The organism is Carboxylicivirga fragile (genome assembly GCF_050589805.1).
Lineage (GTDB): Bacteria > Bacteroidota > Bacteroidia > Bacteroidales > Marinilabiliaceae > Carboxylicivirga > Carboxylicivirga fragile.
The window spans coordinates 122,403-137,917 of sequence record NZ_JBNGOY010000009.1; the positions used below are offsets into that span (position 1 = coordinate 122,403).

A 15,515-nucleotide genomic window follows, 5' to 3' on the forward strand; every position below is an offset into this window, starting at 1 on the left:
GTATAAAATAATAGAGCAATGAATTTTGTTGAGGAATTAACTTGGAGGGGCATGGTTCATGATGTGATGCCTGGTACCGAAGAACAATTAAAAAAGGAATTAACATCGGCCTATGTTGGTATTGACCCAACGGCTGATTCGCTTCATATTGGTCACCTTGTAAGTGTAATGATGCTGAAACATTTTCAGGCATGCGGACACAAACCTATCGTTTTGGTAGGTGGAGCCACTGGTATGATTGGTGATCCATCAGGAAAATCAGCGGAACGTAATTTGTTGGACGAACCTACTCTGCGTAAGAATCAGGAAGGTTTGAAGAAACAGTTGGCTTTATTTCTTGATTTTGATTCAAGCATGGATAACGGTGCAGAGCTCGTTAATAATTACGATTGGATGAAAGAGTTTTCATTTCTTGAATTTATTCGTGATATCGGTAAGCACATCACTGTTAATTATATGATGTCAAAAGATTCGGTAAAAAAACGCTTGGGATCTGAATCAAAAGAAGGCATGTCGTTTACCGAATTTACTTACCAATTGGTTCAAGGTTTTGATTTTCTTCAATTGTACCGCGATAAGAATTGTAAAATTCAGATGGGCGGTTCTGACCAATGGGGTAATATTACTACAGGTACAGAACTGATTCGTCGTAAAGAACGAGGCGAAGCATTTGCTTTAACTTGTCCTTTAATTACAAAGGCTGATGGTGGGAAGTTTGGTAAAACGGAATCTGGTAATATTTGGCTCGATCCTGAAAAAACGAGTCCATATCACTTTTTCCAGTTCTGGATGAATACATCTGATGCTGATGCTGAGAAGTACATTAAGATATTTACCATGTTGACCAAGGACGAAGTCGCTGAGTTGGTGAAGGAACAAAATGAAGCACCTCATTTAAGAGCTATGCAGAAACGCTTAGCGCAAGAAGTGACAGTGATGGTTCATGGTCAAGAAGCTTATGATTCAGCTGTTGAAGCATCTCAAATATTATTTGGTAAAGCCACTACTGAGGCCTTGCGTAAAATTGATGAGCAAACGCTACTTGCTGTTTTTGAAGGTGTACCACAGTTTAAGGTGGATGCAAAACTATTTACCGATGGTGTTAATGTGATTGATTTATTAGCAGATGCTGCCATGGTGTTTCCATCAAAAGGAGAATTACGACGCACCATTAAGGCTGGAGGAATGAGTGTAAATAAAGAAAAGGTAACTGACGCAGAATTGAAGTTTGATACATCAGCTCTTTTAAACGATAAATACTTATTGGTTCAGAAAGGAAAAAAGAATTACTTCCTTGTAATTGCAGAGTAATACCGATAGCACAATGAAGCTGGCCTTATCTGCATTTCATTTTTGCTAAGCTATTCATTATAGCATCGGCATTATACCAAAAATAATAAGGCCACATTCATAGTTTAAATGGTATAACAGATAACTGGTTGAAGCCAGTTTTAAAATAAAGAACGGAGAGTTAATCAAATATGATTGGCTCTCCGTTTATTTTATTATCAAGAGTATTCTAAAAGTTATTATTTAAACTCGATGCCTATAATGGAAACATCATCGAAAACCGAATTCTTATCAAGAAGTTTATTGATGATGCCTTTAAGTTCCATGAAGTTAATTTCAAGTGGTTGGTCGTTCGAAATGGCATCTTCCACTTCTTCGGCACACGATTCTACCTGGTTACCTTCATCAATTTCAACTAAGCCATCCGTAAAAGCTAATAGTTTCGAACCTTTTGGAATGGTTACTTTACCTATTTCTACCGACGGAACAAAATCAAGCATGCCAAGACCAATACATCCTTTTTCAAGATGTGTCAATTGATTTTTTTTCTTGTCGAACAAGAGTGGAGGTAAGTGTCCTGCATTAACATAGGTTAAACGTCTGGTTAATAGATTATATCGACCAATAAAAAGAGTGATAAATTTTTCATTGTTAGCACTGGCATTTACACGATCGTTAAGTTGATGAACTAACTTCTTTAGGTTTACTCTGGAGGTAAATAACGAATGTATAACTGCTTGAAAATTGGACATTACCATGGCGGCTGACATTCCTTTACCAGAAACATCTGCAATGCAAAAACCTATTGATTGTCTTGAAAGTTGAAAAGCATCGTAATAGTCGCCTCCCACGCCCATGTGCGGTTGATAGAAGGTGTGAATATTTAATTTTGATGTTTGCGGCATTTGTTCTTTGCTCGGCACCAATTGGTTTTGAATGCGTGATGCCAATTCCATTTCTTTCTTCATCACCTTTTGCTCAAGCAAAGCAGTTTGCATTCGTTTATTTTCAACGAATACAATGATAAGGTTTGAAATAATCTGAATAAGCTTTAAATGCTTAATGGTTGGACTGATGCCTTGTTGTTCTTCCTCAATATCACCGATGAGTACAAATCCGATGGCCTTAAACCGATGGAACAAAGGAATTACGGCATCAAAACCTTTCAGGTTAGGTGGATGCGAAACAGTAATGCTTTCGATACTATCGTATTGAAGCAAGTCTTTTTCAACACTAATCATCTCGGCTTCTTCGTTACTTACGCCAGAAATTAAGAGGTTGTGCCAACTTTCATTCGAATAGGTAAATACCAATACTTTACCTACCTCTAATTCTTCTCGAAGTAAAATTTCAAATTCGGCAAGAAGGTCTTCAATGGAGTGATCTTCATTTATGGTCTGCGCAATATCAAGGATAATATTTAATCTATCCTTGTACAGTCGAAGTCTTTTCTTTTTCAGTTGGGTTACCATAAATGTTGAAAGATAATATCAACTAATATATTAAAAAAAAGCTACAAGTGTAAGTTAATTTTAATAATGCATGATATTAAGGGAGTTATAAACAGGCCATTGATTTCAATTAACTTCACCTAAGTGTTGAATATGAAATCAATGGCTTGTTTGTATTAAAGTTATTAACCTTTAATAAAATTATTTTGAACGTTCAACATAAGAGTTGTCACGCGTATCGATTTTAATTTTATCACCAGTATTGATGAATAAAGGTACCATTATAGTGGCACCAGTTTCAACTGTTGCTGGTTTTAACGAGTTTGTTGAAGAAGTATCTCCACGCATACCTGGTTCGGTATAGGTTACTTCAAAAACAACATTGTTAGGAAGGTTAACCATTAATGGAGTTTCGGTATCCGCATGATAAAGCACTTCAACTTCCATACCTTCTTTCAAAAGACCAGTATTGTCAATCAAGCTTTTATCAATTGGAATTTGTTCGAACGATTCCATGTTCATGAAATGATATCCCAAATCATCGTTAAAGATGAATTGATGTGGACGACGCTCAACACGAGCTTCATTTACTTTCACACCTGCATTAAAAGTATTATCAATTACTTTTCCAGTTGATACATTTTTTAGCTTTGTTCTTACAAAAGCGGCGCCTTTCCCCGGTTTTACGTGTTGGAACTGTACGATGAAGAATAACTGTCCATTATACTCAATGCACATTCCATTTCTGAAATCAGACGTATTAGCCATAATATTGAAATTGTGATAATTATTTAATTCAAAAAAACGCTGCAAAAATAGTGCAAAAGCACTAGATATTTGCATAAAAGGCAAAGGGAATTGCTTTTATGACATTATTTTGATCTGATTTTAATTGTGTTGAAGAAGAAAGGTGATCTTTTAATTAAAACCGAATACTATCAAAAGGATGCATTAGACCTCTAAATTCATCCAGAATACAAGTAAAGGAACCAACCGCCAGATTAAATTTTACTTTTATTGGCATCCTGTTTCTATCCTTTGTAATCCAAACATGCATGTCATCCTCAGTTTTAAAGGCTCTTCCCACTTCGGTTACTGGAGAAAATTTATAGCACTCCACTTTCCCAAACTTGGTTTTTATTACCTCTGTGCCTCTATATCGTATTCGTAATGGAAAGTTTTCATCCGAAAAGTAGGTCATGAACTCAATTATTTCATTTTCTTTCAGGTTGTCATCAAACTTATGATTACGAGCGAAATAAAAAGCCGAAAGTATATCCAATATGCTATCCTGTACAGTATGAATTCCGGATTTTTGACTTAAGACAGTCGAAGAATCGCGATTGTAAGTGACTTCATTGTAATAGCGATAACGACCTTCTCGAATGCTTCTAACAGCTTTTACAGGTAATTGTGTTTTAGGGTTGATGTAACTTTCGTATTGGTCGCGTATCTTATAAATGACGTCGGCCATACCAACGGTTTGACCTTTACCAATAACATGATGTACTCTTTCTCCGTTTAAAACTGTATCACTAACTGTTAAATATGCTTTTCCACCTGTTACAAAGCCATAGTTTAAAGTAAAGACTAGTTGTTCACCTCCTTTATAAGCTTGATGCTTAGTAAGTGGATATGAAGGAATATATATGGTATCTGCTTTTTCTTGAGCTTTGGCTAATAAAGTGAATGAAAACAGTAATGCGAATAATATGGCAATTAAATGTTTCATAAGCGAATTTTAAAGATTTATCTCTTGTTCATATGACAATTAAACGTTTAAACTCACTTATTAGTTTCGTATTAGAGTACCTTCTTCTTGGGTGTAGTTGCAACAAAATCTTTAAGGTAAAATGGCTCAAAGTAAGCTACATCCTCAAACTTTTCCTGTTTAAAAAGATCTTCAGCCATTGTAGCAATGTTTTTAGCAAGCGGATCACAATCATCGATGAATTGTGCATTTTTATGTTGGATGATTGCTTTGCATTTCTCAGCTCCGTTTCCAAAAAACACAATGTTGTTTTTCTCTAGCAAAGAAGCAAAGGATGCTTCGTCCACGATTTTAGCAGAAATTGGCTCAACAAGTTTAAAGTTGGTATCAAACAATGCAGTGTAGACCTCCATTCTACGTGCATCCATCATGGGGCAAAATAATGTTGGCAACGATGAAGATGATTTGAAATCTCTAATAACAGGAGAACTAAGAATGTGCATTGAGTCAATGGCAATAAGTGGCTTGTTAAGCGCATAACAAATTCCTTTTGCTGTGGAAACTCCTATGCGAAGTCCAGTATATGATCCCGGACCACTACTTACAGCCACGGCGTCAATCTCTGAAAGAGTAGGTGTGTTTTCTTTTTCAAAAAGAGCCTCGATGAGTATGGTTAGATTACTTGCATGAGAGTTGGATTCGTACAACTCTTCTGATGCTATTACTACTCCATCTACACTATACGCTACAGAACAAACTGATGTTGAGGTTTCAATGCTTAATATCTTGGCCATACCTGAAATTTATACCCTTTGTATTCGAATTAACATTTGGCACAAAAATATAAAATATCACTGTATTACTTCTCCTTTTTATCTGAGAATAGCTTATCAACCACATTTATTAAGTCTCCATCCTTCAATTTTCGAGAGATTGCAGAATACGGTCCGCTTATTACAATGTCCTCTTCTTTTAATCCATCGGTAATCTCAATGTATTTCGAATCCTGGATTCCAGGTGTTACTTTTTGCTGAACGGCCACGCCATCTCTGGCTATAAATACAACTTCTACCTTCTCGTCCATGTCCGCTTTATTAACTTTAATAGAGTCCGTTGAGATGGAATCAACTCTAGTTGTAACGGATTGAATTGGTATGGTTAAGATATCATATTTAGTGTTCGTTTGAATATCTACAGTAGCCGACATGCCAGGTCGGAAAGGGTAGTGGTTAGTTTTACCTTTTATTAATTCTTGGTAAGATTCTGGTAGAATCATTACACGTACTTCAAAATTTGTTATTTGATCGGCACTGGTTCCTTGTGTTTTAGCGGAATTAGCAATTTGTGTTACCAAACCTGTGAACTTTTGCTTTAAATAAGCATCAACTTCAATCAAGCAAGTATCTAACATACTTACTCGAATAATGTCATTCTCGTTTACATCAACCAATACTTCCATTTGATGAAGGTTAGCCAGAGTCATCATTTCGGTACCTTCGAATTGAGCAGTACCTACCACACGCTCGCCCTTTTCAACATTAAGCCTTGAAATGGTTCCGTCCATTGGGGCATATATGGTTGTTTTATACAGGTTGTCTTTTGCTTCGTTAAGAGAAGCTTTTGAATTGATGACACTTGCTAGTGCCGACTGCACATTCGCCTTTGCAATATTGTATTCCGAAAGGGCTAATTCGTATTCTGATTCTGAAATGGTTTTATCATCCCAGAGTGTTTTATTTCTGTTAAAGCTTAGTTCTTTCTGAACCAGCTGTGCTTTAGCTTGCGTAAGGTTAGCTTCTGCCGATTTTAGCGAAGCTTGCATTTTTTCGTAGTTTCGTTCGTAAATGTCAGGTTGAATGCGTGCTAACATCTGTCCCTTTTTTACTTCATCGCCTTCTTTGATAAGTAACTCAAGTATCTCGCCTGATACGTCGGAGCTAATTTTAACCTCAACTTCTGGTTTGATTTTGCCGTTGGCTGTAATTGTTTCAGTAATTTTTCTTTTCTCAACCTTTTCGGCTAAAACTTTTTCCTGGTATTCCTGGCCAATCCAGCCTTGTTTTTTACCAATAACTAATACAATGATGATTACAACTAGTGCAGCAAGTGCAATGACAACAGGCTTCTTCATGAGTAGGTTATTTGTTTCCGGCTAATTTAATAAAAGCCATTATAATAATGTAGTGTCGGCGATGAAATAATTAAGCAAATCAGTTTTTTATAAAAAAACACCAATTAATACAGCGATTAATTGGTGTTCAAGCAGCTTTGGGTAGGCAACTTTTATAGTTCGATAGGTATGCCCTTATAAAAGTCTAATATTTTTGTTCGAAGTACGTATTCGTATTTAGCCTGTAATAAATCTGATTGCGCTCTCGTGAAATCTGTTTTAGAAACATTGTAATCAACGGAGTTAACCAAGCCTACATTAAATTTCTTCTCTGTATATCTAAATGATTCCTTAAATGAATTCACTGCTTCTACACTTGAAAGGTATTTATTGTACGATGATCGGGCATCAACGTAGGCTTGTTGGATGTCTTTACGAAGATTTTGTTTTTGTTGCTCAAGTTGTAATTGAGCATCGTTTACACCAATGCGTGCATTTGAAACACTAGTTTTTGTTTGAAGGCGATTGAAAATAGGAATTCGCAACGAAAAACCAAGATAAGAACTTCGCGTTCTATCCCATTGACTACCAATTGATGTGTTGTAATTGTTAGGGTCGTCCAGTAAGGAGAAGGAACTAGCATTCATTCCAATTCCGAGCCCAAAAGTTGGGTAAAAACCACCTTTGGCAATCTTCAGGTCATATTCTGAACTATTAAGATTGTACTGTGAGCTTTTTATTTCAGGCATAATGTCAAGTGCCGTTGCAAAAATAGTATTAGGTTGATCGGGTAAGAATTGATTTAATTCAGGAATATTTGGGGATTCAATGTCAAAACCTACCGGGTTCTCAATGTCTAATAGTTGAGCCAAACTAAGTAAGGAAACCATTAGGTTATTTTCTTGTTGGGTCACATTTAATGCCTCTTTGGCGGCCTGAGATTTTATTTCTAATAGGTTGCCCATTGCTACGCTTCCCGCATCTACTAATTTCTTCGTGCGTTCAACTTGCATTTTACTCGTTTCCGCTTGCTCAATAGCAACGGCTAATAATTCTTTGTCAAAAAGTATTTGCATGTATTGCGCTGTTATCTGTAGAGCAATATCATTCTTTGTTTTTTTCGAATCTTCAAGCGCAGCTTTTAAGTTGTACTCATTTCGTTTAATGGTATTACTTTTTGTCATTCCTTCAAATACCGAGATATTACTCGTAATGCCTGGAGATAATGAGTAGGTGCTTTCCTGAACATTGGCAGCCTCTTGTTGAACCCAAGTGTAGCCATAGTTTAGATTTCCACTTAAACTAGCATTTAAATCTGGTAGGCGATCATTTTTACTTTGTTTGAGTAAATTATCTTGATAATCGGCATTAATTACTTGTCGTTTAATAGTAATGTTATTCTCATGTGCATAGGTTATGCATTCCAATAATGACCACTGTTTCACTTCTTGTGCTTGCGATGCAGAAGTCAATAGTAATATGGCAGCAAATGCTAGTAAAGCTTTTTGTATCATTGCTAAGATGTTTTTCCGTTAGGATTAGTGTTTTATTTCTCTCAGGTAAAATGTGACCGGAGTCAAGCTCCGGTCGTGACTATGAAAATTCAACTAAAAGTATCAATTAAATATTGAATTTAGCCTTTTGGAATCTTTATTTTATCTTCTTCGTCAAGTCCTTCAGTCACTTCAATCTTAATGCCATCTGATAAACCAGTTGTAATAAGACGCTTTTCAAATAGCTGCTCGCCAGTTTCAATTTCGATAAATGCAGAGTCGTTACTGAAAGTGATTAGTTTTTCTTTAATAGCTATCACACTGTCTCTGCGATCAAGTACTATATCAGCAGTGGCACTATAACCAGCTCTTATAAATTGGCCTTCCTTTAACTTAACGGCGGCTTTAATTTCAAATTGAATAGCACCATTTTCTTCAACACCTTTTGGCGCGATTGTTTCAAGGAATGCATCGTATTTTTCATCTTCGATGGCACCAATGGAAAGCTCAAGAGCCATTCCTTGTTTTATTTTACCAACTTCTGTTTCATCAACTTTTCCTTCAAAAACCATTTTGCCCATGTCGGCAACCATGGCTACTGTTGTTCCATCGTTGAAAGTATTACTTTTAATCACTGAGTTGCCTTCTTTGATAGGTACATCAAGTATCATTCCTTTGATGGTAGAGCGTATAAGCGTATTGGTTTGGCTTTTCATGTTGGCCGTAACGCCTTCTTTAATCAATTGAAGGTTGTTTAACGCAGCATCCTTGTCAGCTGCAGCTGTCTGAAATCTCAAATCTTCTTCTTGAAATTCAGATTGTGGAATCACACCGGTTTTAAACAAGTCTTGTTTCCGTTTGAACTCAATCTCTGCATTCTTATAATTAATCTCCGCTTTACGGAGTTGTGTTTCGGCATTATTCACTTGAATCATTTCAGGTATGATTTGAATTTTAGCAATCAAATCACCTTTATTAACCATGTCACCTGCTTCAACATAAAGCTCAGTTATGATCCCCGATTCTTGTGGTTTAATCTCAATTTCCTTACGTGGAACAACTGAACCTGTCGCAACTGTTTTCTTTACGATGTTGGTTACTTCTGCCATTTCGGTTTCGTAAACAATTGGATCTTTTTTTGATTGATTATATAAGTAGAATACAACCCAGCCAAATAAACCAATAAATGCTAATAGTCCTATTACTTTTAATACCTTTTTCATGAGTCTAGATTTTATATTGTTTCTGTTACTTTTTGATTAATATTTTATCATTAAAAATTGCTTACTCGTGTCGTAATGCATCAATGGGTTTGATTTTTACCGCTTTCAAGGCTGGAATTAAACCGGCTACTAGGCCAACAACAACAAGCATTGTTAGGGCAGAAAGGGCGAGGGGCAAACCTATTTCGGGATTCAGAAAAAATGTTTCTTCATCTACTGGGGTATTCACTCTGGAAGCGTCAACCGCGGCATCGGCTAAAAAGAGCACAAAGGTGCCAAAGGCCAGACCAATAAATCCTGCAATGGTGGTTAGAAAAACCGACTCGCTTAATAATTGGCTAATTATAACTGCCGGGCGAGCTCCAATGGCACGCTGAATTCCAATTTCCTTGGTTCTTTCTTTCACAATGATGAGCATGATGTTACTGATGCCAACTGCACCTGCTATTAAGGTTCCTATACCCACAACCCAAATTAGTATATCAATGCCAAGAAAGATGTAGTTCATGGTTTTGATCTGATTTTCCAAATTGAATTGTCCTATTGCTTCATCATCTTCAGGTGATAGTTTGTGGTTTTTCTGAAGTATAGGTGCTATTTTGTCAATAACGGATTCTACTTTTTCCCCTTTCCTAGCAATAAGTCCAAAATAATGCACTTGATTGCCATAATTGAAGGTTTGCTGCATGGCTGTGAAAGGAAGGTACACCGTTTCTTTTTTATTACTGCCTATATTGATTTTAGGATTGTTTGATCTAAAAACGCCAACCACCATAAAGTAGACCCCATTTACACGAATGTACTCTCCAACCGGATCTTCATCCTCATCAAACATGACCTCATGCACCTTTTCGCCAATGATGCAAACTTTACGTTTAAGTTTAATATCCTCTTCGTTAATATATCTGCCATAGGGCATGGTACAAGGGTCGATTTCGCGATAAGTCGGATAATCACCCATTACATTAAATGCTCCGGAGCGCTTGCCTCTCACTATGTTTTCCCCACTGCGCAGATTCCAGCCATTAAGTCGAGGTGAAATTACTTCAACCTCTGGCACTTGATCAATGATGGCTTCAATATCATCGTTGTTTATCTGCCAACTGCGTCCACGCTTAAACCCTTCATATGATACGGTGGTATTATCGGCCCACATGAACCCACTATTGGTAGCAAAGTCTTTTACACCTTCGTAGACACCGTTTTTAAGACCATTGCCTGAGCCCGTCATTACGATTAGCATGAAGATGGCCCAAAACACGCCGAAGGCCGTAAGCACACTCCGTAGTTTATTCTTTTTAATGGCACTAAAAATTTCCTGCCATCTATCTTTATCAAACATAGTTATTGACTTAGGGTTAAAAATTATTCGTCATGTAAGGCTTCAATTGGTCGAATTGAGGACGCTTTTCTTGCGGGAATAAATCCTGCTATCAATCCTGCGGTAACTAATATCGCCAATGCCCATAGTGCAACATTTAAATCGGCTGCGGGATTGAAAAATGCCCTTTGAACATCTTGGTTCTCAACCGCCACCTGTTTTAATATGGCCGATATGCCTGCCAGTAAACCCATGCCTGCAACTAAGCCAAAGAATCCAGCTAATCCTGTGATGAATACAGATTCAGATAATACAAGACGTATAATGGACATTGGTGTTGCACCGATAGCTTTTCGAATACCGATTTCCTTTGTGCGTTCTTTAACTAAAATGATCATGATATTACTAACGCCTACAATCCCCGCAATGATGGTCATGATTCCTATTACCCACACGAACATTCTGATTCCTGCAAAAACACCTTGTGCTTGTTTAAAGCTTTCAAGGGTATTCCATATGCCAATGGCCTGTTGATCCTCTGGCGAAACACGATGGCGCTCGATAAGTAAATTACGGACTTCATCTTCAATGCGCTTGTTTTCGGCTACTGTTGTAGCATTGGTTGCAATTGCCATTTCGTTTATGCGATTGTTGCCGTTAAATACACGCTGAGTTGTTGTTAATGGCATGTATAATTGTTTGTCATCTTTATCTTCTGGGTTCATAAAGGTTCCCACAACCATAAATGGTACGCCATTTACTTTTATGTATTCTCCTAGGGGTTCTTTGTCTTTAAATAAGTGTTTTTGAACGGGTTCTGAAATAATAATTGATTTACGATATTCTTTAATGTCGAGGTGGTTTATATAGCGTCCTTGTACCATGTCTACCAACTGAATTTTCTTAAATTCTGGCATGATACCTTCTATTTGAAAATCGCCATATTCGTTACCATAGGTTACTGCATAATCACCCCAAAGATGAAAACGACCTGAGAAATTATCCATATCATCTTCGAACTGGCGTTCAATCATCTGTCCATCTTGAACAGTGAAATTGATTCGACGGCCTGCTTTTAATCCATCGTGTGCCACTTGAGTACGTCTACTCCAAACCCATAAGGCATTTTTTGAAGTTCCTTTAAAATTAAACTCCATGCCATTTTCTAAACCTTTACCAGAGCCTAATAACAGAATGAGCATGAAAATACCCCAAGCCACACTAAAGCCTGTCATCATGGCTCTAAGTCTGTTTTGTTTAAGGGTAGAGAATATTTCTTGTAAATAATCGATCATGATTAATGGGCTAAATTATTGGCGAAAATTGTTGAATCAGTTTTTTTTTGAGCCATGTTACCATTTATCTGGTTAGCCTCAATTAAACCATCTTTCAGTCGTATTACTCTTTGAGTTTTGTCCGCAATGTCATTCTCGTGGGTAACAATAATAACGGTGATACCTGAATCATTCACTTCTTTTAAGATATCCATCACTTCATACGAAGTTTGGGTATCAAGTGCACCTGTTGGCTCATCTGCAAGAATTACCTTGGGTTGAGAAATAAGTGATCGTGCAATCGCAATACGTTGTTTTTGGCCACCTGAAAGTTCACTTGGAAGATGCTCACTCCATTCCTTAAGTCCTAGCCTATCTAATAACTCCATTGCTTTAAGATTGCGTTTTTTACGACTTACACCTTGGTAATAGAGCGGGAGAGCCACATTTTCCATGGCATTTTTAAACGCAATTAGGTTGAAGGATTGAAATATAAATCCGATGTACTGATTTCGGAATGCAGCCGCTTTACGCTCACTCATTTGTCGGATTAATATCTCGTTAAGATAGTATTCGCCCTTGTCGTAGTTGTCGAGTATACCAAGAATATTTAGTAGAGTTGATTTGCCTGAGCCCGACGAACCCATAATTGAAACCATTTCTCCTTGTTTGATATCTATATCCAGTCCCTTTAGAACATGTAAGGAGTTACTTCCGGTAACATATGATTTGTGCAATTGATTGACGCGAATGATACTTTGACTCATAATGATTTTTCTCTAAATGAATAGTACTCATGGGTGATTGATAATTATCAAGTCTTGTGCCATGAGAGGTAAGTGACATGTAATCAGCAGATAGGGATTGTGTTGTGTGATTTGCTGTGTCGGATTTCTGTTTTATTGTGTTCGAATACGGACAAAATGCGATAAAAGTAGAATGTTGTGCCAAGTGCCTTGTTTTATAGCGGTTTGCCATGTTCGGGGTGTTCGAATACGTGCAATTACGAGTTGTGAATGCCTAAATTATGTGGTATGTTTATTTTGAAATTATAGCAATTAACAATTTATTGAATTTTAGTTTTCGACCTGAGGGATTCGCTTGCGTACCATATACAAAATCAGAAATTATGACTGAAGCCGAAAGAGCTTTAATAAGAAATAGTCAGAATGGAGACAAAGGGGCTTTTGGTGAACTGGTCGTTCGGTTTGGTGACTATGTTTTTTCTGTGGTTTTTCGTTTAGTGAACGAGGAGCATGCTTCGGAGGATATAGTGCAGGAAACATTTATTAAGGCATGGCAAAAGATAAAGCGATATAAATTTGAGAAAGGGAAGTTTACAACATGGCTTTATGTAATAGCATCAAGGTTAGCTTTGGATTATTTGCGTGGTAGAAAGAAGAACGTTTCAATAGGTGTCGAATCTGATATCGGTTCAGAAAGTGTTTCTGAACTGGAAACAAAAGAATTGGGAGCCTATATAAGAAAGGTGTGCGATCAATTGTCGCTCACTCAGAAACTTGTTTTTGTTTTGCGCGATTTGGAAGAGTTAAGTGTGGATGAGGTTGTTAAAATTACCGGCTTCTCAGAAAAAAAGATCAAGGATAATTTGTATGTGGCACGGCAAAGGGTGCGAGTAAGGATTAATGCATTTTTAAATTCTTAAGTTATGGATACTCGAAATAAGGAATTATATCAACTAAAGCAGAATAGTCCTCGATTACAAAACAAAGCAAAAATTCGTGATCGTGTGCTAGCTCAAATTGAATTAGAAGACAGTGCACGTATGCATCCAAAGCAATTATTAGTTCGTATTGCTGCCTCTGTGTTTATAGCATTGTCCGTTGCGTCATATGCTTGGCTCGAAACCAACACTCAATATAAGCGAATTGAAACATTGGCCTCAATTAGTAACAATTATGTGCCTGTTGAAGCTGATATGCAATGTCAATATACTATGAAATCGCTAATAACTATGCTGGATCAAGCTGGCCTTGAGCATATATTGGATGGGAATACTGTTCGGCTAACGCGATTTGATTTTGAATATTTAAAATCCAATAACTCTCCACTTGTCGACGAAGTGGAACAATTCCTAGAAGCACTTGAGAAACTGCATCCCCAGCAATATCAAAGTTATTTACATGGGGAAGGGGCTTTTCTTACCGTTTGGCAATTACGAAGTGATCAGCGCATCTGTCAATGGTTAAATTAATCAGTCTAAAACATACCTTATGAAGACTAAAATAAATATCATATGTACCGTGCTCTTACTTATTGTAACAGCCTGTGGTGATATCGAAGTTCGTTACTTTACGAAAATAAATTTAGATGGAACTATTTTTAAAAGAGTGACAGCAGTAGGTGACTCTTCCGCTATTTATAACAAACCATTTTCTTTTGATACAAGTTTGGGTTGGGATATCACATATAAAAAGGAAATTACCAAATCAGTGGAGGATACTTTGTATTACGCTATTGCCGAACAAACTTTCGAATCAATAGATGCTCTTAATCGCGTAATGCACTCGAACAAGGATACTGCTTTAACTGAAAATGTTCATGTTAATCTTAATAGTAAGTTTAGGTGGTTTTTTACTTTCCATGAATATGAAGAAATATTTATTCAGCGATTTCCTTATAAACACTTAAAGGTTGAGGATTTTTTATCTGCTGAGGAACAGGCGTACTTCTTTAATGATGATACTACAGTTATAATAGGTATGTCGGAAAATGAAGTAGAGGAGTTCGATAAACAGGGAGAAACTAAATGGGTTGATTTTCTTATGTCGTCTATTAATATTGAATATATACGATTGGTTGAGCAGTATGCTTCTTCTCATAATTATGATATCCCTGATGAGCATTTTTCTAAGAAGATGGCAGAAGTATTTCAGGTTGCCATTGAAGATGGGCCGGAATTACCAATGATATGCCAGATATCAGACAGCCTTTTAAGTAGTTCATGGATTAGTAAAGCTTATGAGGAAGGGTATTTTGAAAATTTTGAGAGGCAGCTCAATGATGAGATAGTAATTATTAGTGGTCGAAAATATGTTGTTGAGGTAGATGTTCCAGGATTAATATATTACAGCAATGCAGACTTTATTGATGAAGGAGTTGTAAAATGGCAATTCAAAGCTGGTAGTTTTAGTTACAAAGACTTCACTGCAGAAGTGAGTTATCGCACCACTAATTGGTGGGCGATAATAATTACACTTCTTATAATTACATCTTCTATTATATATACGCTTTATTTCAGCAGGAAAAAGAAGTTTCATTAACGTTTTATTTAAGTGGTGTTTTATACACAGATATTACCACAGTTAACTGTGCTGAAAAAAAAGAGGCTACCTTGCCTCTTTTTTTCTTTCTCTAAGCCCCACACATCCAGCTACTAAAAATCCCTGTAAGAACTTTCTTCAAAAAACCTTTCAAAGTAATTTGGACTTGTCAAAAACTATCCGTTATTTTGCACCCGCTTTGAGAGAAACACATGGTTGTTCAAGGGGCGCTGAGGCAGCAAGGGCTGCTGAAAAGGAGTAACATTTTGGAATGATTTTTCGGATTGAAGAATAAGGATTTGAGTCGATTTTAGCACTCAAAAATAAACTTCAAAAAAAGCTGAAAAAACATTTGGAA

At 36.8% G+C, this 15,515-nt stretch carries 14 protein-coding genes; 4 read left to right on the forward strand and 10 right to left on the reverse strand.

The window, feature by feature from the left end:
* Positions 1–18: 18 nt before the first annotated feature.
* Complete coding sequence (tyrS, locus tag ACRD7B_RS05600; protein ID WP_430823495.1) at positions 19–1,311, forward strand: tyrosine--tRNA ligase; 1,293 nt, start codon at positions 19–21, stop codon at positions 1,309–1,311.
* A gap of 218 nt (positions 1,312–1,529) precedes the next feature.
* Here tyrS and ACRD7B_RS05605 read toward each other — a convergent pair whose 3' ends face one another.
* The 10 genes from ACRD7B_RS05605 to ACRD7B_RS05650 all read right to left on the reverse strand — a co-directional run bounded on the left by ACRD7B_RS05605 (position 1,530) and on the right by ACRD7B_RS05650 (position 12,640).
* Positions 1,530–2,762: a PP2C family protein-serine/threonine phosphatase gene (locus tag ACRD7B_RS05605; protein ID WP_430823496.1), complete on the reverse strand. Its 1,233-nt coding sequence runs from the start codon at positions 2,760–2,762 to the stop codon at positions 1,530–1,532.
* Positions 2,763–2,942: 180 nt separating this feature from the next.
* A complete protein-coding gene (gene efp, locus ACRD7B_RS05610) occupies positions 2,943–3,509 on the reverse strand; it encodes an elongation factor P (RefSeq protein ID WP_430823497.1) in 567 nt (188 codons plus the stop codon).
* 154 nt (positions 3,510–3,663) lie between these two features.
* Complete coding sequence (locus tag ACRD7B_RS05615; RefSeq protein WP_430823498.1) at positions 3,664–4,473, reverse strand: DUF3108 domain-containing protein; 810 nt, start codon at positions 4,471–4,473, stop codon at positions 3,664–3,666.
* 71 nt (positions 4,474–4,544) lie between these two features.
* Positions 4,545–5,246 (reverse strand): tRNA (adenosine(37)-N6)-threonylcarbamoyltransferase complex dimerization subunit type 1 TsaB, encoded by a 702-nt coding sequence (gene tsaB / locus ACRD7B_RS05620; RefSeq protein ID WP_430823499.1) that lies wholly within the window; start codon positions 5,244–5,246, stop codon positions 4,545–4,547.
* 65 nt (positions 5,247–5,311) lie between these two features.
* Positions 5,312–6,583, reverse strand: a complete 1,272-nt coding sequence (locus ACRD7B_RS05625; protein ID WP_430823500.1) for an efflux RND transporter periplasmic adaptor subunit — start codon at positions 6,581–6,583, stop codon at positions 5,312–5,314.
* Positions 6,584–6,735: 152 nt separating this feature from the next.
* Entirely contained in the window at positions 6,736–8,076 is a 1,341-nt protein-coding gene (locus ACRD7B_RS05630) for a TolC family protein (protein ID WP_430823501.1), read from the reverse strand.
* A 119-nt stretch (positions 8,077–8,195) separates the two neighbouring features.
* The gene (locus ACRD7B_RS05635; RefSeq protein ID WP_430823502.1) at positions 8,196–9,278 is read right to left on the reverse strand and encodes an efflux RND transporter periplasmic adaptor subunit; all 1,083 of its coding nucleotides are present in this window, start codon (positions 9,276–9,278) and stop codon (positions 8,196–8,198) included.
* A 61-nt stretch (positions 9,279–9,339) separates the two neighbouring features.
* Positions 9,340–10,620, reverse strand: a complete 1,281-nt coding sequence (locus ACRD7B_RS05640) for an ABC transporter permease (RefSeq protein ID WP_430823503.1) — start codon at positions 10,618–10,620, stop codon at positions 9,340–9,342.
* 23 nt (positions 10,621–10,643) lie between these two features.
* Entirely contained in the window at positions 10,644–11,894 is a 1,251-nt protein-coding gene (locus ACRD7B_RS05645) for an ABC transporter permease (RefSeq protein WP_430823504.1), read from the reverse strand.
* Between the two features lie 2 nt (positions 11,895–11,896).
* Entirely contained in the window at positions 11,897–12,640 is a 744-nt protein-coding gene (locus ACRD7B_RS05650; RefSeq protein ID WP_430823505.1) for an ABC transporter ATP-binding protein, read from the reverse strand.
* Positions 12,641–13,002: 362 nt separating this feature from the next.
* Here ACRD7B_RS05650 and ACRD7B_RS05655 point away from each other — a divergent pair, with 362 nt between their 5' ends.
* The 3 genes from ACRD7B_RS05655 to ACRD7B_RS05665 are packed head-to-tail and all read left to right on the forward strand — an operon-like array spanning position 13,003 to position 15,157.
* Positions 13,003–13,539 (forward strand): RNA polymerase sigma factor, encoded by a 537-nt coding sequence (locus tag ACRD7B_RS05655; RefSeq protein WP_430823506.1) that lies wholly within the window; start codon positions 13,003–13,005, stop codon positions 13,537–13,539.
* A gap of 3 nt (positions 13,540–13,542) precedes the next feature.
* Complete coding sequence (locus ACRD7B_RS05660; RefSeq protein ID WP_430823507.1) at positions 13,543–14,088, forward strand: hypothetical protein; 546 nt, start codon at positions 13,543–13,545, stop codon at positions 14,086–14,088.
* Between the two features lie 19 nt (positions 14,089–14,107).
* Positions 14,108–15,157, forward strand: a complete 1,050-nt coding sequence (locus tag ACRD7B_RS05665; RefSeq protein ID WP_430823508.1) for a hypothetical protein — start codon at positions 14,108–14,110, stop codon at positions 15,155–15,157.
* Positions 15,158–15,515: the final 358 nt, after the last annotated feature.

Excerpts from the sequence above, each read along its gene's own strand:
- ACRD7B_RS05665 (WP_430823508.1), top strand. The coding sequence starts at position 14,108 with ATGAAGACTAAAATAAATATCATATGTACCGTGCTCTTACTTATTGTA.
- ACRD7B_RS05640 (WP_430823503.1), bottom strand. The coding sequence starts at position 10,620 with ATGTTTGATAAAGATAGATGGCAGGAAATTTTTAGTGCCATTAAAAAG.
- ACRD7B_RS05650 (WP_430823505.1), bottom strand. The coding sequence starts at position 12,640 with ATGAGTCAAAGTATCATTCGCGTCAATCAATTGCACAAATCATATGTT.
- tsaB (WP_430823499.1), bottom strand. The coding sequence starts at position 5,246 with ATGGCCAAGATATTAAGCATTGAAACCTCAACATCAGTTTGTTCTGTA.
- ACRD7B_RS05635 (WP_430823502.1), bottom strand. The coding sequence starts at position 9,278 with ATGAAAAAGGTATTAAAAGTAATAGGACTATTAGCATTTATTGGTTTA.
- tyrS (WP_430823495.1), top strand. The coding sequence starts at position 19 with ATGAATTTTGTTGAGGAATTAACTTGGAGGGGCATGGTTCATGATGTG.
- ACRD7B_RS05605 (WP_430823496.1), bottom strand. The coding sequence starts at position 2,762 with ATGGTAACCCAACTGAAAAAGAAAAGACTTCGACTGTACAAGGATAGA.
- ACRD7B_RS05655 (WP_430823506.1), top strand. The coding sequence starts at position 13,003 with ATGACTGAAGCCGAAAGAGCTTTAATAAGAAATAGTCAGAATGGAGAC.
- efp (WP_430823497.1), bottom strand. The coding sequence starts at position 3,509 with ATGGCTAATACGTCTGATTTCAGAAATGGAATGTGCATTGAGTATAAT.
- ACRD7B_RS05630 (WP_430823501.1), bottom strand. The coding sequence starts at position 8,076 with ATGATACAAAAAGCTTTACTAGCATTTGCTGCCATATTACTATTGACT.
- ACRD7B_RS05645 (WP_430823504.1), bottom strand. The coding sequence starts at position 11,894 with ATGATCGATTATTTACAAGAAATATTCTCTACCCTTAAACAAAACAGA.
- ACRD7B_RS05625 (WP_430823500.1), bottom strand. The coding sequence starts at position 6,583 with ATGAAGAAGCCTGTTGTCATTGCACTTGCTGCACTAGTTGTAATCATC.
- ACRD7B_RS05615 (WP_430823498.1), bottom strand. The coding sequence starts at position 4,473 with ATGAAACATTTAATTGCCATATTATTCGCATTACTGTTTTCATTCACT.
- ACRD7B_RS05660 (WP_430823507.1), top strand. The coding sequence starts at position 13,543 with ATGGATACTCGAAATAAGGAATTATATCAACTAAAGCAGAATAGTCCT.